This window comes from Marinifilum fragile JCM 15579 (genome assembly GCF_001310955.1).
In the GTDB taxonomy this organism is placed as follows: Bacteria; Bacteroidota; Bacteroidia; order Bacteroidales; family Marinifilaceae; genus Marinifilum; species Marinifilum fragile.
This window is the reverse complement of record NZ_BAZX01000005.1, coordinates 1-22,044: the sequence shown is the minus strand read 5'-3', so window position 1 is coordinate 22,044 and position 22,044 is coordinate 1. Positions and strand designations below refer to the sequence as shown.

Here is a 22,044-nt window from a genome sequence, read left to right as displayed (position 1 = left end):
TTCTTATAAATCATTCAAAATGTATACTGTCATCTCCTTAGGTCCGTGTACTCCCACTGTTAGTACACGCTCAATATCGGCTGTTCTACTTGCTCCGGTAATGAATGCAACGTATCCGCCCATATCTGCTGTTCTTTCTTCAAGAAAATCGGCCACATGGTTTAATGTGCTTACCAATTTGCTTAGTGGCATTACCACCAAAAGTTTTTCGGCAAGACATGTAGCCAACCTTTTATTTTCTTCGCAACTATCAAGCACAACCGTACCCGTTTCTGCTATACCATAATCAACTTCTACCAGTGCAGTTCCAATTCCTTCCTCACCAGCTCTAATGTCTTTTTTAAGATTAAAACTTGGCACGTCAACGTAGTCAAATCTTTCTTTCTTAAGTAGCATCGAAAATTCATCGTTGGATAGAACCAAATTCTCACTACCTACTAGTTCTGACTTTTCTATAAATCTTTCTAAATCATTCATCGGATTAAGTTATTGTTAGAATAAATCGTTAGGATCGAATTATTGTTGCCCACTCTCTAACCAAGCCTAATGCCAAAAAAAACTGCACAAGACTATTCAGAATCATTCAAAATATTTACTCTTGATTTACTGAACTTTAGACATTCGAAAAGGTTTTCAATAGCCACACTTCAATCGATTTCGAAAGTGTTCAATTTTGAACAATAGATATTTGTAGGATGTGCCATTCTGAACAATTGCGCCATTTTGAACACCAATTTTCATACTATTTTGGAAAGTGAGCAAAATCGGCAACACGAAAAAAACCAAGAGAGAATTGCCAGGTAATTTAAGAGTAAGAAGTCTTCTTTTACTTATCAGTATTTGAACCTACAGTAAAATGGTAGATTTTGCATTTTTTAACAGAAAATATCTTAAAAACATTTTAAACATTAACATATTCTTTGTAATTTAATGAACTTAAAGCAATTATTTAATATTAACCGGTCATATTTTTCGACCATAAAAGTTTAAAAAATGTCAGATACGACTACTACAAAGACTATGGAAGAATTGGTAATGGAAATTCCTATTGAGAAAGTGGTACAACCTACTATTCCTGTAGATATCACCATCGGTGAAGCTGCCGACTTACACCGATATGCTACCGAAGACAAAGAAGCATTAATGGCTCGTGGTTTAAATCCTGATTTAATTGATGAGCTTACACCAAGAGCAAAATTTTTACAAGACAAGCAATCGGAATGGAATGCAGTTTACCAATCGGCATTAACCAACACCAAAGAGTGGGAAGCTAAAATTAATGAAGCCAGCCTACTACAACGTGAGTTAAAATACGACTTTCAGTTTGCATTGCGCAACAACAAAGAGGCTTTACGCAAACTAAGAAATATTATCGATGGTAGTGGCAACACCGATCTAATGCAGGATATGAGCGATTATCCTAAGCTGGCTGCTGAGTATTCTGATGAGTTTGCTGCCATAAACTTTGACAACAACAAATTGACTCGAGCCGATGCTCTATCGCACGAATTGTTCGATTTGCGCGACAAGGTTGATGGAACTAAAAACAGCAGCAAAAAACAAGAAAAGCAAATGCGTGACAGAGCCTATACTTACCTTAAAGAATTGGTAGATGAGATTCGTGCATATGGTAAATATGCTTTCTGGGATGATGAAAACAGGCAAAAGAAGTATTCGAGTGAGTATATAAGAATTAAGAACAATAAAAATAACAATTCGGATAAAGTCGAAAACTAGCTACAAAGCCTAAATCTGCTGACTTGTTTTTAATCAGGAGGGTGTAATTGGGTATCAGAAGTACCTATTCTCCTATCAGGAAGCTTATTTTTTAATCAGGAGCATAGTTTTAGAAATCAGAAGTATAAAAATACCTATCAGAAGGCTAAAAATAAAATCTGAAATATTGATATCACAAACTGAAATAAGATTTTACCCCATGAGAGGCTTAGCTTCTCATTAGAACTCTATAGTTAACTAACCGTTAAAAATTCAAGAAATCTTATCTGAAGATCATTTAAATAAATACAAAAACAAATGAAAACAATCAATTCCATTTTATTTATTCTTACCGCTATTGCTCTTATTAGCTGTGAAAAAGACAATGACATAGTTCCTCCCGAAATACAAGTTGAGTTTAAGATAGACTACCCATTGATTGGTGTTAATTGGGATGTTAAACTAACCAACTTAAGTGATAGATCAAACATTACACAATTTGAATGGGATTTTGGAGATGGCAGCAAACCAAAAATAATGTCAAGTACGAATTCTAATATACCCCAACATTACTATTCTAAAGCAGGAGAATATGAAATTAAATTAACGGGGATTCAAGAGGATGGAACAAGAAAAAGTTATAAACAAACTTTAAGAGTTGGAGAAGCTTACCTAGATCAAGTTGAAATTAACAGAATAAGTGAATACAAAAATGATGACCCAACACAAAAATGGGATATCGAAAAAGAGAATGAAAATAGTTTTCCAGAATTGCAACTTTTTATAGAAGTTGATAACAAAACAGCTTATGAGTCTCAAGTATATTCCAATTTAAGTTGGAAAAATTTTCCGCTAACCATCAAAGTTCCTTCCGTAAAATTATACCTCCAAGAAAGTGGTGTTCCATCATGGGGCTCGCAACAACAATTTTATTTGTATGATGTAGATTTAGATGCTGAAGAATTGATGATAGCTCCAAAAATATGCTCAATTTTAGTTCAACGTTCGCTAGAAGAAGATTACGATTTAGGAAAAGGTAGCGTTTTAGTTGAATCTGGTGATTACTTATTTCACTTTTATTACTTTTTGAAATAGAATAAAACCTAAGGTTAATTCTTAAAGAAGGTAATACTTTATAAGAAGCCTTGCTTTTCAATAGCAAACTAACAATAGAAACATCCCATGCTTTGGTGTGGGGTGTTTATTTATGAAGAACATTCCCAATATCGAACAATTTAAACGAACTATTATGAGAAAAGCGATTATTTACTCCTGTATTGTTTTGTTGACATTAAGTGCTTTTAAGAATAAAGAGAATAGAATTAAAATCAATGGAAACATTACAGGTTATCCTGACAGTACTATGGTTGTTTTAATGAATTTTGAAATCAACAAGGGCATTGACACCACTTATATTGTAGACAACAAATTTTATTGTTCTGCCATCAACAGCAAAACTGTTCCAGGAGGTATTTTCATAGGGGAAGGACGCAAGGCGGAGTATTTGTTCCTTTTCTTGGAGGATGTAGACATAGCTATTGAAGGTAAAAAAGGAGAAATTAAATACGCCAAGCTTGAAGGTGGTGAATTGCAAAAGCAGAATAGCGATTATCTAAAATCAGTACTCCCACTAGAGCTTCAAATGGATAGTATTCAAAAGGAATTAATAGGTGCTATGGAGGAAAGAGATATGGAAAAAGCAAAATCTCTATCTAAGCAACAATCTAAAATTATAACAGAAAGAATTACAGCTGGAGCACAGTATGTTGAAGAAAATCCAGATAAACTTTACAGTGCTTTTATGCTGAAAGGCTTTACTGGTGGACTTCCAAAATCGAAAATAAGGTCCTTGTATGAAAACTTATCCCCTAAAGTAAAGCAATCAGAGTATGCCCAATCCATCTCGAAGTGGTTAGACTTGAACAAGCAAGTTAAAGTTGGCGATATGGCTGAAAATTTTGAATTGAACGACACACATGGAAATATGGTAAGCTTAAAAGATTTCGAAGGCAAGTTTGTATTGTTGGAATTCTGGAAAGCAGGTTGTCCTGGCTGCAGAACTGCAAACAAAACTCTGGTAAGCGAATACGAAAAGTACAAAAACAAAGATTTTATTATCGTCAACATATCTTCGGATAAAAATGAAAATCATTGGAAAAAAGCTACCAAAGAAGATGCTATTTCATGGCCTTCTTTACTTGACAACAATACAAAAGAAGGCAATGTAGGAACCAGATATGGTGTTACACTAATTCCTACAAATATTCTAATAGATCCATCTGGAAGAATTATAGCTAAAGATTTAAAAGGCGAAAAATTAGGAGAATTTCTTAAAAAGATATTTGGGGCATAGATGTATCAGCAAAGGATGATTATAAAATTTCAGGGCTACGCCCCTAAGCTTAATTTCTCATTATAAGTGCTACGAAGAATGCAGGACTACATCCCTTTATAAAAATATTGGAACACCAGACTTAAAATGAGAGCATAGGCGCATTAGCGCTCAAATCTTCGTAGAAAAACAAGCTTTGAAACAAGCTAAGGGGCGTTAGCCTGATATTAAATAATAAACCATAGCAAACACATACACACAATTGTACATTCAATACATTTTTTCAGTAAAAGGTCGAGAGAACCTAATTAAAAATCATTTTAAGGATGAGCTGGAAAAAATAATGTGTGGTATTATTAGCAATCACAATTGTAAAACCTATGCTATTTATTGCAATCCAGACCATGCACATGTTTTTGTAGGAATGAATCCAACTCTCTCTCCTGCTAAATTGATGGAGCAATTAAAATCAGGATCTTCAAAATGGTTGAATGATAAAAAATATATTCCAAGTAAATTTTCGTGGCAGGATGGGTATGGTGCTTTTACTTATTCAAAATCGCACATAGACCAAGTGGTTAAGTATGTTTTAAACCAAAAAGAACATCATAAAAAACAAACGTTTAAAGATGAATATTTATCGTTTTTGAAAAAGTTTGAGGTCGATTATAATTTAAAATATTTATTTGAATGGTATGATAATGTATAAATTTCAGAGCTACGCCCCTAAATCACAATTTGCATCTCATATTCTACGAAGAGTACAGGACTACGTCCCTTACCCCATATAGTTAAAAGATTTTTGCTCTAGCAAACAAAATAAACAACTAACCAACAAACACCTTAACATGAAACCCAAAACAAGATTACTAATACTATTACTGATTGTAGTAACAAGCATCAGCTCCTTTGCGCAAAACAATTTAAGTCCGAAATACGATGAACGAGTGGAATTGCTAAGTGTGGTATTTCGATTGGCAAAATCGCAGGAATATATTAACAATACAGTTAAGCTACATGCTGATGTTACAGATAAATACTTTAACAAGTATAGCAATCATGAAGTGGTAAAGCTAGCCCAAAAACTTAAAAAGAAACGAGGTATTGGCTATGATGCTGTTATGTCGATGGCCATTCATCTGGAAATAAAAAACAACTCGGTCTATTTTAATCCACAACTGAATAAAGAGGGTTTGGATGATCGTTGGGGGAATTATTCTGAAGAATTTGTTCTGGCCCTTCGTCGTTTCTACCTTGAAAGTAAGTTTAATACATTCTTTAAAGCCAATCAAAAAATGTATGATTTGGCCGGTGAACGCTTTGAGCTTGTTTCCAATGAAATTAAGATTGAATGGTTCGAAAAGTTTTTTGGCTACAAGCCCAAAGGTAAATACCATATCGTTGTAGGCTTGCTGCATCGTGGCAACTATGGTCCAAAGTATGTAACAAAATCAGGTGAAGAAAATATGTACTCCATTTTAAGTGCTTACAAGGTTGACAGTACCGGACATCCAGTTTTTGAGAAGTACCAAAAGGGCACATTGGTACATGAATTCTGCCATTCGTTTTGCAACCCATTGGGTAAAAAATATTTCCCGGATATGGAATCGAAAGCCTCTGATTTATTTGCTTCGGTTTCCACTATAATGAGAAGACAAGCCTATGGATCGGCACAAACCATGATTAATGAAATATTGGTGAGAGCTTCTACGATCAAGTATTTTGAAGACAATGGAGCCAGTAAAGATGTAGTAGCGAAGTTGCTTACTGCTGAAAAAGCAAAAGGTTTTCTTTGGATAGATGAACTGTATAAAGCTTTGGATCGATATTCATCAAACAGGTCAAAATACCCTACACTAAATGATTTTATGCCAGAAATTGTAAAGATTCAGAACAAGCTCTCGGTAGATGAATTGTTAAGCGAGTTTAAAAGCAACTGCCCAAAGATTATTCATACATCGCTGAAACAGGGAACCAACAATGTAAGCACTTCTTTAAAAGAGATTATTGTTGAGTACGATAAACCGATGGCCAGCTATGGAATAAGTGATAAAGCAAACAGCCTAAAATGGATTTGGGATGGCAAAACAAAGAAAGAACCATTCTGTGTATTCGTGTTGAACTAGAACCTAACACCAGGTATTTACTTGATTTTCGTTCTATTTTTAACGAGGACAAAGAAGGGTTTCCTTTACTTGAAAATTTTGAATTGGATTTTACAACTGGGAAATAAGCATGCGTTATAGCATATCGAAACCTATGCATCCTGATTGTTATCTTTTTTAAGTATCTTGTAACATACTGTTGCCAATCGTACAATTCATCATTTAACCTCTATAAAACACTACAATATGACACTAAAAGAATTATTCGATATCGCGAAGATGCAGCTGCAAGATTTAACCGATCTGGATACTCCTGATTTTAGATTAGAGCAAGCTGAAATGCTAAAAGAGGAAGACATTTGGGAAATTGTAGTATCCTATTTGATTAAGGATACCAATAAAAACACCATTCCATCAGCAGCTTTGACTTCTGAACATCATTTTCAGAGGGTATACAAAAAGCTCAGAATTGACAATGATAAAAATGTGGTTGGTTTCTATATGTATGATAGCAGAAAGTGATTCTACTTGAATTCAGCAAATTAAATATGCCCCCATGCTAACAACGAATTATTATTGGTGTTGTCAAGGGGGATTTTGTTTATAAATAATTTTAGCGATACATTTTTAATGTTTAATTGATTTGGTAACTTGGCAATTGCCAAAAAACAATAACATCTAATACATGAAAACAACACGATTAATGACATGTGAATCGCCAATAGAAGCCAATATTATAAAAGGGCGATTAGAAAATGAGGGAATTAGATGCTTTGTGACAAATGAGAATTTCTCAAATTTGATGCCTAATTACAATAGAATATTAGGTTCGGGAGCTGAACTTATGATCGATCAGGACGATTACCAGAAAGCTGTTGAGATATTAGAATTGAACTCTCATAAAGAAATACTTTGTCCTAATTGTAATTCGAACAATATTTAAAATGAACTTGGGTAAAAACTGGTTTAAAAAGGCTGTTGTTATCGTAATCTCTTTATTTTCTTCTGTTCCTTTTAACAATATTAACAGTACATATTTGTGCAAAGAGTGCAACACAGAGTTTAAAAATAGGTAGAAGTAATAACGAAATGAATTCTTCAACATTCTATCACAAATAATACAGAAAACAAACGCTAAAAACCAATAATGATTCTAACACAAATTCACTGGAATCCAGATCCAGAAATCATCAATATTTTAGGCATATCCATACGATATTACAGTTTACTATTTCTAAGTGGAATCCTATTATCGATTACTGTTTTGAAATGGATTTTTAAACAGGAAAAACTACCAGAAGCCAACTTAGAAAAGCTATCAATGTATGGAATAATTGGAATTCTGCTTGGTGCCCGACTAGGACATTGTTTATTTTACGAGCCTAGCTATTACTTTAATCATCCCTTGGAAATGCTTTTGCCAATTCAGTTTACAAGCAGTGGTGGATTTGAGTTTACAGGCTATAGAGGATTGGCCAGTCATGGTGGTGCTTTGGGTTTAATCATTGCCTTGTTTATTTATTCGCGCAAGACCAAACATGCCATTCTAGACACCATCGATTTAATTGCCGTGGTTACAGGCTTAGGAGCTGGTTTTATCCGTTTGGCCAATTTAATGAACTCGGAGATTGTTGGTGTGCCTAGTACAAAACCATGGGCTTTTGTATTCGAGAGAATCGATACCATTCCCCGTCATCCAGCACAATTGTACGAAGCAATCTGTTACTTCTTGATTTTTGCTTTTATGCTGTTTTTGTATAAAACCAAGAGAGCGCAACTAAAAAATGGAGTATACTTTGGAACTGTGCTGCTTCTCATATTTACAGCTCGCTTTTTTATTGAGTTTATTAAAGAAAATCAGGTAGCATTTGAATCAGGTATGCAATTCAACATGGGGCAATTGCTGAGTATACCATACATTATTGTTGGGCTTGGATTTATCACATACGGGATAAGCAAAACCAAAAAGCAATTAAGTTTGCAAATTTAAATCATAGAAACATGAGGAGCAATAAGATAATAATTGATGTGCTGTTTATTGTCCTGACAGCAGTCATTTTAACAGGATTGGATTACCTTGAATTATTGGAGAAAAATATCGGCTATGCTTTAATTCCAATTTTAGCAACCTATTTTCTGGGACAGCAAGTTGAGAGAAGATATAGTAACTTTAAAACTTGTAACTCCATCAACAATCCTTATCTCCTGAAAAATGATTTGTAAAAGAAGAGTTATGATCTGAATATCGTGAAGAAAAGTTTTATTATCCAACCATAAAAGAGGCTGTCATTTACAAACAGCCTCACAAATTGAAATGGTGTCAATCATTGGTTTTGTAACCTGAATCTCACTTGTTTAATTTATACTTTCCAACACCTGATCCATAAGGACTGCTATAGGTATCGTAAAAATAGAATGGTACTTCGCCAGTATTCACAACTTTAATGAGAATCAAGTCTGGCCAATCGTAGGATACCTGTCCAATTATAACACCATCCTCATTGTACCAAGTATCGCCAATAAGATAATCAGTAGATCTTTTGGCAACTAGTTTTCTAAAGTGTGACCATTTTACGCCATCTTTATCCATTCTAAATTTAAAAGTAATCCAGCCGTTTGAATCAGTCCAATCAATAGGATAAACTCCTTCTTTTGAAATTAATTCATCGTTCCAGTGCATTACCAATTTACAATCCAACAAATCAGCAGGCATAAAATACATTAAATAGGGATACATCTGTAATAAGTCATTCCAGAAATCAACACCTTCACCTTTGTACGGTGGATGTTTGTAGTGTGGAAAATTCTGGAACATATGGTCAGCCAGAATAGCGTTAATTAAATAATCATCAAAATGATGTGCATTCCAATTGAATCCCCATTCATCAAAACCGGTAAATTCTGACTTGCCATTTTTTAAAGTAACTTCTTCCTGTTCTATTTGAGCTTCTGGTTCTACAAATAGTTCCTCATCACATGCAATAAAAACCAAGGTAAAAATTGCAATAATAATTAATAGATAATTTTTCTTCATTTGTTCAGATTTTTAGTGAATACTTCATTCACAAATTTCTGAAATAGACTTGTTTCTTACTTAGCAATTTTGAAGCACAATTTTCTAATTATGAAGCAAAAATATCATTAGTGTAGCGTTAGATTACTTTTGATTAAACACTGTATTTAAATACATTTAATAATCTAATTCTACATTCAATTTACTTGCAATAGCTTTAAATCTTGGTTCATCGTACAAGTTTTTAAATATAGGATTCATCATTAGTATAGGTAGATCTTCGTTTCTATACTCATATGCATACTCCAAATACTCAAGTGCTCCTTCTTTTTTATTTACCAGCAGGTGTGCCATGGCAATTATTGAAGGGTTAGAACAATACAAATTAGAACCACCTGTAGCTTTACTCAGCCAATAATTTATTGAGTTTTTAAAATTTTCCTGTGCAAAATAATCTGCCATATGATGATTTCCCATAATTTTATGTAGTTCTAACCACGCCTCTTTAGCTTTTTCAGGTTCTCCGTTAAAAAAATAAGCAAAGCCTATTCCATCCCAAGCAAAACCATAGTTAGGAAATAACTCTAATACCTGCTTAAACTTGCTGATTGCTTTATTATAATGTCCCGCTATCATGTATCTTCTTGCAACCAAGCTGCATATGGATGGATTTAAAGGATCGTAGTGTTCTGCTAAAATAATTTCGTCGATAGATTTAGAATAATCTCCCTTTATTAAATAATAATTGGATAAAAGCACATGTCCGTATGGGTGGTTTGGATTTAATTCAAGTCCTCTCTTTGCCATCTTTTTCATTTGTTCCCAATCCCAATCAAACTTACAAAAGATGTTTCCCTTTGTGATATAGACTTCAGCAAGATTTTCATCTAATTCCATCGCCTTTTCCAGTGCATTTTGAATAGCCAACCTACAATCCTTTCTGTTTTTTAATTTTTCTTCATTGTTTCTAATAAGTTTATTCATGCTAATGTAACAGTTGGCTAAAGCGGCATAGGAAGGTGCATAGTCAGAATCTATCAATATGGCCTCTTGCAAATACTCAATGGCTCTTTGAATTGATTTAGGGTTCTGCTGCTGCAGTAAATACTTCCCCTTTAAATAATTATCTACAGCCTTTGAATCAATATTAGTTTTTTGACTTTTGACATTAGATCTACCAATTAAGATATTCATTTCTTCTGCTATTGCACTGGAAATCTCATCAGCAACAAAAAACACATCTTTTATTTTTACATCGTATTTTTTAGCCCATAAATGTCTCTCAAGTGGAGAAGGAGAAATCAACTGAACTGTTACCCGAATACTATCGGCATAATACATAACAGAACCTTCCAATAATAAATCAACACCTAGTTTTTTAGCTATTCCAGCATACACTTCATCTGATTCTTGAAACAACATTGCTGATCCTCTGGAAATTACTCTTATTTTTTTAAGTTTTGATAATTCCAGAGTTATAGCATCCATTAACCCAATGGACATATAATCCATGTTCTTATCCTCTGATAAATCAAGCAATGGTAATACCGCAATTGATTGTATGCTTTGCTCTTTCTTCTCTGATGATAAAATCAGATATCTCGCTCCAAAAACTGCAAAAATAACAACCAGAAATACTAAGGATAGTTTAGGATATAGATTGGATTTTAGTTTAGGTTGTTCTTGTGGTAGTTCTTTATTCCTTATAAAATGTCCTGGTGTAATCCCAAATCGATCGTGAAAACATTTATTGAAATAAGAAGGACTACTAAATCCAACCTCATAAGAAATTTCTGAGATGGTACATTTTCCCTGTTCTAATAGTTTTACAGCTTCTTCTAAACGAACTTCACGAATTAAATAATTGGCTGATTTGCCAGTTAAAGCCTTCACCTTTCTAAAAAAATGTGAACGACTCACCCCCATCTCTGCAGCTATTTCCTGTACTCCAAATTTCTCCTTACTAATATTCTTCAAAATCACTTCGCGGATTTTATCCAAAAATTCGGGATCATTATTCATTTTTACAGATGTTTAAGCCTCATATAAGTTACAACATTTTATTCGTAAGAATTGAGTTTCGTTTTTCTTTCCTATCTTCTTTTTATATTGATTACTTTATAAGTCATACTTTCAATAAATCACTCAAACCAAAAATTTATAGTTCCCCACTAATAGATTTATTTATAATAATTCCAGAAAAAGTTTCCTTAAAATTAGACTTCTTATTTTGTTTGATTTGGTATTTTTATGCGTTCTATGACCTAAAAAATTAACCAATTATGAAGGAAAATCAAGAAGAAAAATTGTATATCTGTAAGCCTTGTGGATATGTAATGAAAGAAAGTGAGCTACAGGATGTATGCCCCGCTTGTGGTTTACCTAAGAAAGTATTTGAACAATACAAAGAAAGAATGTCTCCTGGGCGTAGTAGAATTTTACATTTGGATTTGCATCCTATTGCAGTTCACTTCCCTCAAACCACTTTGGTTTTTGCTTTACAGGCATTGTTGATCAATCTATTCTTTCCAAATTTCTATCCTGAAATTTTATTGGGCACAGCAAAATTCTCGGCAGTAATTTTTCCATTTACTGTTTTTGGTGCTTTTTTAAGTGGAATGATTGATGGAAAATTGCGTTTTAAATCGGTAACTACTCCTATTCTTAAAAAGAAAATCATATACAGCAGCATAATGCTTGTTGCATCCTTTTTTACACCATTTTTGGCTTGGAAAGGAATTGATGATTTACAATCGAAGATTCTGTTGTTGATATGCGGAACTATCGCCCTAATCTGTGGTATTGTGCTAGGTCATGCCGGCAAAAGATTAATGAATATTGGTATTGGGTGGTGCTGTTACCATTTTTGGAAAGAAGTTTTAAAGGATAATATTTTACTATTTAAGCGTTCAGATAATAATGAAGAATCTACTATTAACATTGGCATGCATTTTAACTCTTGCCTCCTGCGATAATAAAATGAAGAATTACGTCAATTCTGATCAGGATTATGCCATCATACCTAAACCAATTGATTTACAAGTTAAAAATGGTCGGTTTATTATCGATCAAAATACTAAAGTAAAAGGTGACAAAAACCTGGAAGCCGAAGGTCATTATCTTGCAGAGATTTTATCCCTTTCAACAGGTAAAGAAATTGTATTTTCAGATAAAGCTAAGGGCAATATCAATTTGATCATAGATTCTTCGTTGAAATCCGACGAAGCTTACACTTTATACGTTGATTACAATGAGGTTAAAATTAGTGGTAAAACCGCCAAAGGTGTATTCTATGGTATACAAAGTCTACGTCAACTAATTCAAAAGAAAGACCTTTGGGGAAATGAATCTGCTGCGATTGCCAGTATTCCTGCTACTCTTATCAATGATGCCCCAAGATATGCGTACAGAGGCATGCATTTGGATGTAGCCCGACATTTCTTTTCAGTAGATTTTATCAAACGATACATTGATATTTTGGCAATGCACAAAATGAATTCATTTCACTGGCATTTAACCGAAGATCAAGGCTGGCGAATCGAAATCAAGAAATATCCAAAACTAACCGAAATAGGTGCATCGAGAAATGGAACCATTGTAGGCAATTTCCCTGGGAGTGAAAATGACAACCTAAAATATGATGGCTATTATACTCAGGAAGAGGTAAAAGAAGTTATTGCTTATGCAGCTAAAAATCACATCACTGTAATTCCGGAGATTGAACTTCCTGGTCACAGCAGTGCTGCTATTGCCGCCTACCCTTTCTTAAGTTGTTTTCCGAAAGAAAATAGCATTGTTCCAAAGAATATGATTTCCAAAGGATCAAAAGAAGTGCAAAAAAATGGAACACCTAAAATTGTCCAGGAATCTTGGGGTGTATATGATGATGTTTATTGCGCTGGAAAGGAAAAAACATTTGAGGTACTGGAAAATATCCTAAGTGAAGTAATTGAATTGTTCCCATCGAAATACATCCACATTGGCGGCGATGAGTGTCCGAAAGGAAACTGGAAAAGATGTCCACATTGTCAGAAAAGAAAAAAAGAGCTCGGCTTAAAAGACGAACATGAACTACAAAGCTACTTTATCCAAAGAATAGAGAAGTTTGTGAACAGCAAAGGAAGAAACATTATTGGATGGGATGAAATTCTGGAAGGAGGTTTGGCTCCAAATGCTACCGTGATGTCGTGGAGAGGCAATAAAGGTGGTATTGACGCTGCCAATGCTGATCACAACGTAATCATGTCGCCAAATTCTCATTGCTACTTTGATCATTATCAAGCCAAAGACAGAACAAATGAACCTATTGCAATTGGCGGTTTTCTTCCTGTAGAAAAGGTTTATTCTTTCGATCCTACTCCAGATGAATTGGAATCAAGCAAACACAAATACATTTTAGGTGGACAAGCAAATTTATGGACAGAATACATCGGATCTGAAGAATATGCCGAATATATGCTGTTACCAAGATTAACTGCCCTTTCGGAATCATTGTGGTCGCAGAAAAAAATGAAAAACTGGGATGATTTTAAAGTGAGATTATCCACTTTCAGAAAGAAATATGACGAATTGGGTTTAAACTACGCCAAACATGTTTTCGAGAACAAAGAGTAAACTCCAAATAAAAGAATAAATTAAGAAGGCAATTTCCAATTATGGAAGTTGCCTTCTTGCATAATTCAACTCTCACATCTATTTTTAGAGTTCAAGAAAGAAATCAATTGCAATGACTACTCCTGAAGAAAACAAACTTATCTACTACGTAAAAAAATGGGTGAACATCACCAAGAATGATGAATCAGCTATTTTATCCGCATTTGAACAAGCTACGATTAGAAAGAAAAAAGATCTCCTGGTACCAGGAGAAATCTGCAAGTACAATTATTTCATTGTAAAAGGATGCATGCGCACTTATTATATAGATGATAAAGGAGTTGAGCACATTTATCATCTTAGGTTTGATAATAATTGGATTGGTGATCTTGAAAGTTTTTTCAGTAAAAAACCATCGAAGTACTACATCGAAGCACTCGAGGACACTCAATACATTCGCATTTCGAAAGATCGATTAGATCAGTTGTATGATGAAGTTCCTGCTTTTGATCGTTACTTTAGAATCCTTTTTCAAAAGGCCTATGTTAACACGCTAAAGCGATTAAATGCGAATATGTGGGAACCTGCCATTGACAGATACAACGATATGCTAAAGGAACATCCGGATATGTTTCAGAGAGTTCCACTTACATATATTGCCTCTTATCTTGGAATAACACCGGAAAGTCTTAGCCGAATCAGAAAGAAAAATAATCGATAGGCTTATTAATTTTTACAATACCCCACTACTCCTATTATCTAAATTTTTCAAACTTCACTTGACATAGATCAATTTTATTTCTTAACACAAGTCAAGTACTTCAATCTTTCATGCATTTACATTTGTATTAAAAGAAATTCAAATCAAAAGAATTCAATTTTAATACAAGAAATAAATTATAAGTCATGAAAAAAGTAAGTTTATTATTAGTGCTATTGTTTGTAACTGGGATATCGGTATTTGCTCAAAAAAACGAAGTTAAGATTAATGAATCTCAAGTTAAATGGACTGGAACAAAAATAGGTGGATCTCATAATGGGGAAATCAAAATTGAACATGGATTCCTTTCTTTAAAAAATGATCAAATTGTTGGTGGTGAAATCGTAATGGACATGAATAGTATTACCGTTACTGACATTGAAGACAAAGGATACAATCAAAAATTAGTTGGCCATTTAAAGTCAGATGATTTCTTTGGAGTTGAAAAATTTTCAAACTCTAAATTTGTAATCAGAAAATCAACAAAATTTGCAGGTGGTAAGGCCAAAGTTACCGGAGAACTAACCATCAAAGGTAAAACTGAAAGCTTAAGCTTTGATGTTTTTAAAGATGGAAACAGTTACACCACACAACTCAAGGTTGACCGATCAAAATTTGATGTTCGTTACGGTTCAAACTCATTTTTTGACAATTTAGGTGATAAAGCCATTGGAGATATTTTCACTCTTGATATTACACTTATCATCTAATTCCTCATCAAATTTAGCATGGGATTACTCCCATGCTATCCATTAAAAAAGCAAGAAGATCATGAATATTTTAATTGTAAAATACCTACCATCAGGTAGTAAATCAAATACTCTTGGTTTATTAAACCACTTTCTAGAAAATTTAAGTACAACACACAATATTACGGAAGTTGACCTGGTTAAATCTCCTCCAAAATATTTCGATGAGCTTACATTAGGTGCATATACTAAAAGAAATTTTGGTGGAATACAGCTTGATTCAATAGAATCAGAAGCCATAAAGCCACTCGATGTCCTAAATGAACAATTTATAAATGCTGACTTGGTATTACTAGCTCTTCCTATGCACAATTTTTCATTACCTGGAATCGTAAAAGTATATTTAGATGCGATCATGCAAAGTGGTAAAGTATTCAAATATGATAATGGAGCTCCCGTTGGATTAATGAATAAAATGAAATTTGTAACACTTTATACAAGCGCAGGTAAATACTTGGGGGATTTTGATTTTCTAGATAATGTAAAAACTCTTCTAAAAATAGAACTCGACTTTATGGGCATTAAGGATTATGACTTTGTTCATGCCAGTAGTGGAAATCCTGATACTTTCGAATCAGAATTCACTAATGCAAAACAAAAAATTGATCAGATAATTCAAAGCTGGAACCTATAATCCACGAGAAATGAAATATAGTTATAAAAGGGAGATGTTAAAACATCTCCCTTTTAATAATTTATTTCACCCACTCAACTATTTCTTCCATAGGAAAACGTGATTGAGGAAACGGAGAGTCCTCTTTTCTATAGCCGAAAGCCACCATTGCTGCAACACCAAGCCTAGTGATATCAACAATTCCTTCATCACTCAATATTTCTTCAACCTTGCTCCTGTCGAATCCTTCAATTGGGCATGAATCAATTCCAATTTGAGCCGCTGCGGTCATCATATTTGCAAATGGCAAATAAACCTGCTTACAAGCCCAGTCAAAAATTTTACGATCATCCGTTAAATCGAACTCATTATCCATAAAGTTGCCAAAGAATTTTAACTTCATCTCTTCAATATCAGCTGGAAGTTTATCAACTTCTTGCGATTTGTATTTTAGATATTCCGATCCAACGCGCATTTCATCACCTTTACGAGCCAAAAGAATTACAAAGTGACTTGCCGAAGCCAATTGCTTTTGTGCTCCCCAACTTGGTTCTGACAATTTCTCACGTAAGTCTTTATTTTGCACTACTATAAATTTCCAAGGCTCCCATCCAAATGAACTTGGAGAACGTCTTCCAACCTCAAGAATAAACTCAAAATCATCATCAGAGATTTTATGATTCTCTTCAAAAACTTTTATTGCACGACGATATGCATGCGCTTTTAATATTTCTTCTTTTCTTTCTTTCATACGATTTTATTTTTTTCTTGCATCAAAAATATCGCATATCTATCTTTGCGACAAGTACATACTTTTTTCATATATAGTATCTTTTTAGATACTATAACTGAATATCAATATATTACATCGCAGAAAAAAAATTAAATATGACTAAAAAAAATTCAGATGCTCCAATTTGTGCTTTAGATTATGCGTTTAGAAGAATAGGTGGGAAACACAAAGCTCGTATTCTTTGGTACATCTATCAGCAAAATAATGTGTTAAGATATGGGGAACTTAAAAAAATGGTTCAGAATATTACATCAAAGATGTTAACCCAAACTTTACGCGAATTGGAGGAAGATAATTTGCTTAATCGAAAAGTTTATCCTGTTGTTCCACCAAAAGTAGAGTACTCGCTTACCGAAACTGGGAAAGAATTGATCCCATTTATAGAACATATTGGTGCGTGGGGCCGTGCCCAAATGGAGAAAGAGAAGATTAAAGTTGAAAATTAAAAAAGGACGAATAATCATTCGCCCCATATTTTATAAATCTTCAATTACATAAACTAAAGTCTTAATTGTTTTAGATGAAAAACTCAAGCCTTTATTGCTCCCAGAACTTGTTACACTGGCAATGCCTCTGCCTACATCAATGGCTTTTTTCCCTTTAATCAATTCCAAATCATCCATCGAGTGTAATATTTTACTAGAAGGAACTATAATGTGTAGGGTTTCTGCCAAAAATATGGTCAGGAATTGATCTGAATCCTGAGTATCAATGATCAATTTTCCTGAATCAGCAATTGCATATTCCGCTTCAATTATTGCATTTTTAGCATTACTAATCTCACATGATTTTTTGTGCAGGTCAATACTATTCAAGCGAATAAATTCAAACTGAACGTTTTCCTTGCTTGCTGCTTCAATAAATAATTCCTGATCTACTTTAAGAGAGTCATTCCCCAATTGGTTTGAATTCGCTAAAAATGAATCCAAAAGGTCTCTCCTGTTTTCTGTCGAAAATAAATTTTGTTGCTGTGTAAATGTTCTGACTTCCATACCTTTTAGATTTTAATTAAAACTACCATCTAAAAGGCAAAAGGAATGCCAAAGAATGATTATAAAAGTTAAGAAAATTCAACTTTCGTTAAATTATTGATATACTGCTGATTAACAACTAACACTAAGTCTGTTTTTTCACATCAAAAGTGCTCAATTCTGCACACATAATTCTAAGATTGTGACAAATTCGCCCAATTGGGCCAAATCGCACATTTAATGCTGATTAAAAAGTGTGAATATTCTCCCCGACTGTGGATTTTTTTCACATTTTAAGAAAGCTTAAAAACGCTACAATTTATTCATTCTGCTACGAAGTGCACTTCTGGTTATTCCCAAATATTCTGCAGTTTTGGATTTGTTGTTATCGAACTTTTTTAATGCCTTTCTAACTATTTCCAATTCCAATTGCTCAATATGAAGTTCATTTTCAGGCAGTACAATTCGCCCTGGAATAAGCGGCTGATCGCCTGCTGCGATCTCTTCATCTTCTGCCTGAAGAAATCTAATGTGCTCAAGTTTTAATTCGATATCATTATACAAGAGTGTCGCTCTTTCAATGGTGTTTTTTAATTCACGAATATTTCCTGGCCAATTGTAATCCTTAAGTATCGATTGAGCTTCCTTACTTATAAACTTAAATTTTCGACCTCGCTTTTTGGCATATTGATCTAAAAAGATCTGTGAAAATGACAGAATAGCTTCTTTTCTTTCTTTCAGAGATGGAATATATAAACGACCAGTATTCAATCGGTAATACAAATCGCTTCGGAAGGTTTTTTCTGAAACCATTTCCTTTAAATTCCGATTGGTCGCACAAATAATTCGCACATCCAAATCAATAGCGTGACTACCACCAACGCGGTACATCTCTTTTTGCTGCAATACTCTCAAAAGTTTTGGTTGCATATCCAGAGGCATTTCTCCAATTTCATCGAGGAATAATGTTCCGCCTTGTGCCAACTCTAATTTACCAGGTTTACCTTCCTTTTTCGCACCTGTAAAAGCTCCATCTGCATAACCAAACAACTCACTTTCGAACAAAGTTGGAGAAATAGCCGAACAGTTTATCGAAATGAAAGGTTTCATGGTATCCGATTCGTGACCGAAATGAACCAATCTTGCCATTACTTCCTTACCAGTACCCGTTTCTCCTTCAATCAATACCGGAACCGAACGATCTTCATGAAATTGTTCTGCCATTCGAACTACTCCACGCATAGCATCCGAAAACACACCTATTTTACCAACCGACGTAATTTCCCGAATGGTGGTCTCGTAATAATGGATTCTTTCTGCCTCATCCTTTTTAACGGAACTTATTTCTTTTTCGAAATTTTCCTTTAAATCCCGATTCTCAGTTTTTAATCTAATATTCTCAGCAACCCGTTCAATTAGTATTGCCAATTCTTCAATATTAACAGGTTTTAGAAGATAATCATAAGCACCTCCTCGTAAGGCTTCAATGGAGGTTTCCATATCACCAAAGCCAGTCATAATCACAACTTCTATAGCTTTACCTTCTTCGGTGCTTTTAATTCTCTTCAATAATTCCAATCCCGAAATACCAGGCATTCTCATGTCGGATATTACCATTCGATAATCTTCCGTTTGCATTAATCTTAATGCTTCCTCTCCATTATGGCATAAACTAATCTGATGTCCCAATTGCTCCTCAATGAATTCGGCAACTGCAGTACCACTGGAAATATCATCATCAACAATTAATATCCTCATGATTAATAGTTTTATATAGAAAACTTACTTTTGTAATTTAAATTTAACGATAAAGCTTGCACCTCCGTCAGCATTGTTATAGTTGGAAATGTCTCCTTGAAATCGATCAACAAAAGATTTTACAATGGCCATTCCTAACCCACTTCCAGATTCAGGCCCCTTGGTTGTAAACAATGGATCATATATTTTTTCCTGAATTTCTTCATCTATTCCTGTTCCATTGTCATGGATTTCAAAAATTCCATACTCTTTGTCCTTGCTCAGCCTTATTAAAATTCGTTTGGTTTCCTTTTTCACCTTATCAAGCGAATGAATCGAATTTACAACCAAATTAACAACAATTTGCTCAAACTGGATAAAATTGGAATACACTAAAATCTTTTCCGAAGGCAAATTACTTTGCAACTCAATACTATGATCATAAACTTGTCTTTTCACCAAAGATAAAGCACTATTAACTGCACTTAACATGTCAACCATCTCGCTTTCAACATCTCTAGGTTTTTCCCAAAACTTACGCATGTGTTTAATAATGGAATCAATTCGCTCAGTTCCTTCTGATATTGTTTTGATTTTACGAGTAAACATCTCAGGCAACTGTCCAGGGTTTCTTTTTTGCCAAAACAATACACTATCGGCAGTAATTTTTATGGCATTTAATGGTTGATTGATTTCATGAGTAATTCCTGCTGCCATAACTCCAATGGAAGTCAATCGAGAAGACTCTTCCAATAAACGAATGGCCTCCATATTTTTTTGTTCTGCCTCGATTCTTGCTTCCATCAACGAATTTCGTTCCCATGCATTGGCAATCATATTAACAGTACTAAAGAAGATGGAAATTTCATCTCTTGACCATTTGTATTGTTGGTTTTGAGAAAATCCCATTAAACCAACCACCTTTTTCTCAACAACTACGGGCAGTATTACCACTGATTTGATATTTCTCTTGCGATAATATTCTCTCTCCTTGCCTCCTAAATTGGAAAGATCATTGGAAACAATACTCCTATTTTTTTGTAAACGCGCAATAACATCCTCCAATTCCGAAAAATAAAACTGATCTACGTCTTTTATATTTTTCCCTTTAGTAGATACCCTACTTTTAATTTTCACCGCAGAATCATCGGATGACTGAATCGAAAAAAGACTTATGCGAGCTACATTCAATTCCTCGGTCATCAATTTTAAAACATCATCTAAAACATGTTTAAAATCGGCAGAAGCATTCAGTAAACGGCCAATTATACCAAGTAGTCGCTCATGTTTTACTGATATTTTTAACCTTTCTTTCTCTTTGATTAAAGCTCGTTCCGCCCTTATCCTTCTTATGATGCTCTCGAAAGAACCAAAATAATAACGGTAGAAATGGATAAAATTCCCAGAATAATATGTATCCACTCTTTGTGTTCACTATAAAATGATCGTGGAGAATTTCGAAGAAATGTTCCCTTGGGCAAAACGCCATAATCAATATTAAACCGTTTTATTTCATTATAATTTACAACATATTGATCCAAAGGTTCTCTGTAAATGGGAATTGAATCAATAGGAGTGCCATTTAGAATGTCATCTACCATTTTTGCAGCCATCTCACCATGAAAACTTCCTTTTACAATTTTCCCTCCAATTACACCATCACTTACATAGAATGACCAGACAATATAAACAGGAACTTTACTAGCAGGAATCAAAAGATCCAAATTATCCTGAAAGCTTATAAACTTCCCCTGCCTGTCTTTATTAAAAGTAAGCAATAAAATAGATGTATCACCTTTGACTTTTTTAACATCAGTCACCAATTCATCCATGGTTTTATCTTCGTAATAGATAAACTCCAATTGATCTTTATACTTGTTTTGTATATCAATCATGGATAACTTGTTGAGCTTACCCGTTGTAGTAACATTATCGTTGATTACAACAAGTTGTTTGGTATTGGGTCTTGTTTTAAGAATTAGGTCAATTACTCCATCCCAGTCAACCTCTTCGGCTACACCAGTAATATTTTTCATTCCTTCAATCATTTCATCTTTAAAATGATTGATTCCACAAAAAACGATTGGAGTATTCTTAAAGAATTTATCCCTATGATTGCGGACAAAAGAGAGTGCATTATTGTCAGATACAATAATGGCATCGTAATTTTCCTTCATCAGCTTCAAATCATACAATTCTATTAGCTTCTCGAGGTATTCGGGTGATGGATTTCTTTTGGTATCAAGGTATTCGTAATCAATCTCGTATTTATTCCCAACGGAATCCATCACAGCCTGAATACCCAGATTTACATTATCTGTCCAACGTAAACCTTGATGATAGGAATGAAGAACAAGTATTTTTTTCTGCTGTTGGAATAAGCAATAATTGAACTAAACAGAAAAAAAAAGATTAATAAATTGCGTAAACACCTCATATCATATTAGAATTGATAAGAAATACATGCCCAATATAAGGGAAATATCAACAATTTAGGCACGTCCTAAGATGTTACGCAGAAGTTTTAAAGAGGTTGTCAAACAGCAATCGTAAAAATAAATTTACTTCCCTTGCCCAATTCGCTTTCAACTCTCATCTCTCCACCATGTCTTTCAACAACTCATTTACTAAACGGAAATTGAATCCCCAAACCCAGGTTTCC

Annotated in this window: 23 protein-coding genes; 15 read left to right on the top strand and 8 right to left on the bottom strand. The window is 34.1% G+C overall.

Going from position 1 to position 22,044, the window contains the following annotated elements; genetic code table 11:
* Window positions 1-3 precede the first annotated feature (3 nt).
* Entirely contained in the window at window positions 4-477 is a 474-nt protein-coding gene (locus tag JCM15579_RS05950) for a LutC/YkgG family protein (protein WP_054717157.1), read from the bottom strand.
* A 516-nt stretch (window positions 478-993) separates the two neighbouring features.
* On the opposite strand from JCM15579_RS05950, the gene JCM15579_RS05945 reads away from it, so the two are divergent.
* The 9 genes from JCM15579_RS05945 (at window position 994) to JCM15579_RS05905 (ending at window position 8,376) form a co-directional block, all read left to right on the top strand.
* Entirely contained in the window at window positions 994-1,737 is a 744-nt protein-coding gene (locus tag JCM15579_RS05945) for a hypothetical protein (protein WP_157471355.1), read from the top strand.
* A 297-nt stretch (window positions 1,738-2,034) separates the two neighbouring features.
* Window positions 2,035-2,811, top strand: a complete 777-nt coding sequence (locus JCM15579_RS05940) for a PKD domain-containing protein (protein WP_054717151.1) — start codon at window positions 2,035-2,037, stop codon at window positions 2,809-2,811.
* Between the two features lie 154 nt (window positions 2,812-2,965).
* Window positions 2,966-4,069, top strand: a complete 1,104-nt coding sequence (locus tag JCM15579_RS05935) for a TlpA disulfide reductase family protein (RefSeq protein ID WP_054717148.1) — start codon at window positions 2,966-2,968, stop codon at window positions 4,067-4,069.
* 220 nt (window positions 4,070-4,289) lie between these two features.
* Window positions 4,290-4,757: an IS200/IS605 family transposase gene (gene tnpA, locus JCM15579_RS05930; protein ID WP_054717145.1), complete on the top strand. Its 468-nt coding sequence runs from the start codon at window positions 4,290-4,292 to the stop codon at window positions 4,755-4,757.
* A gap of 139 nt (window positions 4,758-4,896) precedes the next feature.
* The gene (locus tag JCM15579_RS05925) at window positions 4,897-6,174 is read left to right on the top strand and encodes a DUF4932 domain-containing protein (RefSeq protein ID WP_054717142.1); all 1,278 of its coding nucleotides are present in this window, start codon (window positions 4,897-4,899) and stop codon (window positions 6,172-6,174) included.
* A 225-nt stretch (window positions 6,175-6,399) separates the two neighbouring features.
* Window positions 6,400-6,675, top strand: a complete 276-nt coding sequence (locus tag JCM15579_RS05920; RefSeq protein ID WP_054717139.1) for a hypothetical protein — start codon at window positions 6,400-6,402, stop codon at window positions 6,673-6,675.
* A gap of 163 nt (window positions 6,676-6,838) precedes the next feature.
* Window positions 6,839-7,096, top strand: coding sequence for a putative signal transducing protein (locus tag JCM15579_RS05915; RefSeq protein ID WP_054717137.1), 258 nt, complete (start codon window positions 6,839-6,841; stop codon window positions 7,094-7,096).
* 204 nt (window positions 7,097-7,300) lie between these two features.
* On the top strand, window positions 7,301-8,143 hold the full coding sequence (lgt, locus tag JCM15579_RS05910) for a prolipoprotein diacylglyceryl transferase (protein ID WP_054717135.1): 843 nt from the start codon (window positions 7,301-7,303) through the stop codon (window positions 8,141-8,143).
* 11 nt (window positions 8,144-8,154) lie between these two features.
* The gene (locus tag JCM15579_RS05905; protein ID WP_054717133.1) at window positions 8,155-8,376 is read left to right on the top strand and encodes a hypothetical protein; all 222 of its coding nucleotides are present in this window, start codon (window positions 8,155-8,157) and stop codon (window positions 8,374-8,376) included.
* Between the two features lie 124 nt (window positions 8,377-8,500).
* Here the strand turns inward: JCM15579_RS05905 and JCM15579_RS05900 are convergent, their stop codons facing one another.
* Window positions 8,501-9,187: a hypothetical protein gene (locus tag JCM15579_RS05900; protein ID WP_054717131.1), complete on the bottom strand. Its 687-nt coding sequence runs from the start codon at window positions 9,185-9,187 to the stop codon at window positions 8,501-8,503.
* Between the two features lie 156 nt (window positions 9,188-9,343).
* Entirely contained in the window at window positions 9,344-11,188 is a 1,845-nt protein-coding gene (locus JCM15579_RS05895) for a helix-turn-helix domain-containing protein (protein WP_054717130.1), read from the bottom strand.
* Window positions 11,189-11,448: 260 nt separating this feature from the next.
* Between JCM15579_RS05895 and JCM15579_RS05890 the strand changes: the two genes are divergently transcribed.
* From JCM15579_RS05890 to JCM15579_RS05870, 5 genes are all read left to right on the top strand, one after another.
* On the top strand, window positions 11,449-12,141 hold the full coding sequence (locus tag JCM15579_RS05890; RefSeq protein WP_054717128.1) for a rubredoxin-like domain-containing protein: 693 nt from the start codon (window positions 11,449-11,451) through the stop codon (window positions 12,139-12,141).
* Window positions 12,086-13,780 (top strand): beta-N-acetylhexosaminidase, encoded by a 1,695-nt coding sequence (locus JCM15579_RS05885; RefSeq protein ID WP_054717126.1) that lies wholly within the window; start codon window positions 12,086-12,088, stop codon window positions 13,778-13,780. Before JCM15579_RS05890 ends, JCM15579_RS05885 begins: the two co-directional genes overlap by 56 nt.
* 112 nt (window positions 13,781-13,892) lie before the next feature.
* Complete coding sequence (locus tag JCM15579_RS05880; protein ID WP_054717124.1) at window positions 13,893-14,480, top strand: Crp/Fnr family transcriptional regulator; 588 nt, start codon at window positions 13,893-13,895, stop codon at window positions 14,478-14,480.
* Window positions 14,481-14,665: 185 nt separating this feature from the next.
* Window positions 14,666-15,229: a YceI family protein gene (locus JCM15579_RS05875; RefSeq protein ID WP_054717121.1), complete on the top strand. Its 564-nt coding sequence runs from the start codon at window positions 14,666-14,668 to the stop codon at window positions 15,227-15,229.
* A gap of 61 nt (window positions 15,230-15,290) precedes the next feature.
* On the top strand, window positions 15,291-15,902 hold the full coding sequence (locus tag JCM15579_RS05870) for an FMN-dependent NADH-azoreductase (protein ID WP_054717118.1): 612 nt from the start codon (window positions 15,291-15,293) through the stop codon (window positions 15,900-15,902).
* A gap of 61 nt (window positions 15,903-15,963) precedes the next feature.
* On the opposite strand, the gene JCM15579_RS05865 is transcribed toward JCM15579_RS05870, so the two are convergent.
* Complete coding sequence (locus JCM15579_RS05865; RefSeq protein ID WP_054717115.1) at window positions 15,964-16,632, bottom strand: NAD(P)H-dependent oxidoreductase; 669 nt, start codon at window positions 16,630-16,632, stop codon at window positions 15,964-15,966.
* Between the two features lie 137 nt (window positions 16,633-16,769).
* On the opposite strand from JCM15579_RS05865, the gene JCM15579_RS05860 reads away from it, so the two are divergent.
* On the top strand, window positions 16,770-17,120 hold the full coding sequence (locus tag JCM15579_RS05860) for a winged helix-turn-helix transcriptional regulator (protein WP_054717112.1): 351 nt from the start codon (window positions 16,770-16,772) through the stop codon (window positions 17,118-17,120).
* A gap of 30 nt (window positions 17,121-17,150) precedes the next feature.
* Here the strand turns inward: JCM15579_RS05860 and JCM15579_RS05855 are convergent, their stop codons facing one another.
* The 4 genes from JCM15579_RS05855 to JCM15579_RS05840 all read right to left on the bottom strand — a co-directional run bounded on the left by JCM15579_RS05855 (window position 17,151) and on the right by JCM15579_RS05840 (window position 21,670).
* Window positions 17,151-17,666: an LUD domain-containing protein gene (locus tag JCM15579_RS05855; RefSeq protein WP_054717109.1), complete on the bottom strand. Its 516-nt coding sequence runs from the start codon at window positions 17,664-17,666 to the stop codon at window positions 17,151-17,153.
* A gap of 291 nt (window positions 17,667-17,957) precedes the next feature.
* Window positions 17,958-19,403 carry a sigma-54-dependent transcriptional regulator gene (locus tag JCM15579_RS05850; protein ID WP_054717106.1) on the bottom strand — a complete coding sequence of 482 codons (1,446 nt, stop codon included), beginning with the start codon at window positions 19,401-19,403 and terminating at the stop codon, window positions 17,958-17,960.
* A gap of 24 nt (window positions 19,404-19,427) precedes the next feature.
* Entirely contained in the window at window positions 19,428-20,804 is a 1,377-nt protein-coding gene (locus tag JCM15579_RS05845) for a GAF domain-containing sensor histidine kinase (protein WP_054717103.1), read from the bottom strand.
* Window positions 20,732-21,670 (bottom strand): ABC transporter substrate-binding protein, encoded by a 939-nt coding sequence (locus tag JCM15579_RS05840; RefSeq protein ID WP_054717100.1) that lies wholly within the window; start codon window positions 21,668-21,670, stop codon window positions 20,732-20,734. The genes JCM15579_RS05845 and JCM15579_RS05840 overlap by 73 nt, the downstream gene beginning before the upstream one ends.
* Window positions 21,671-22,044: the final 374 nt, after the last annotated feature.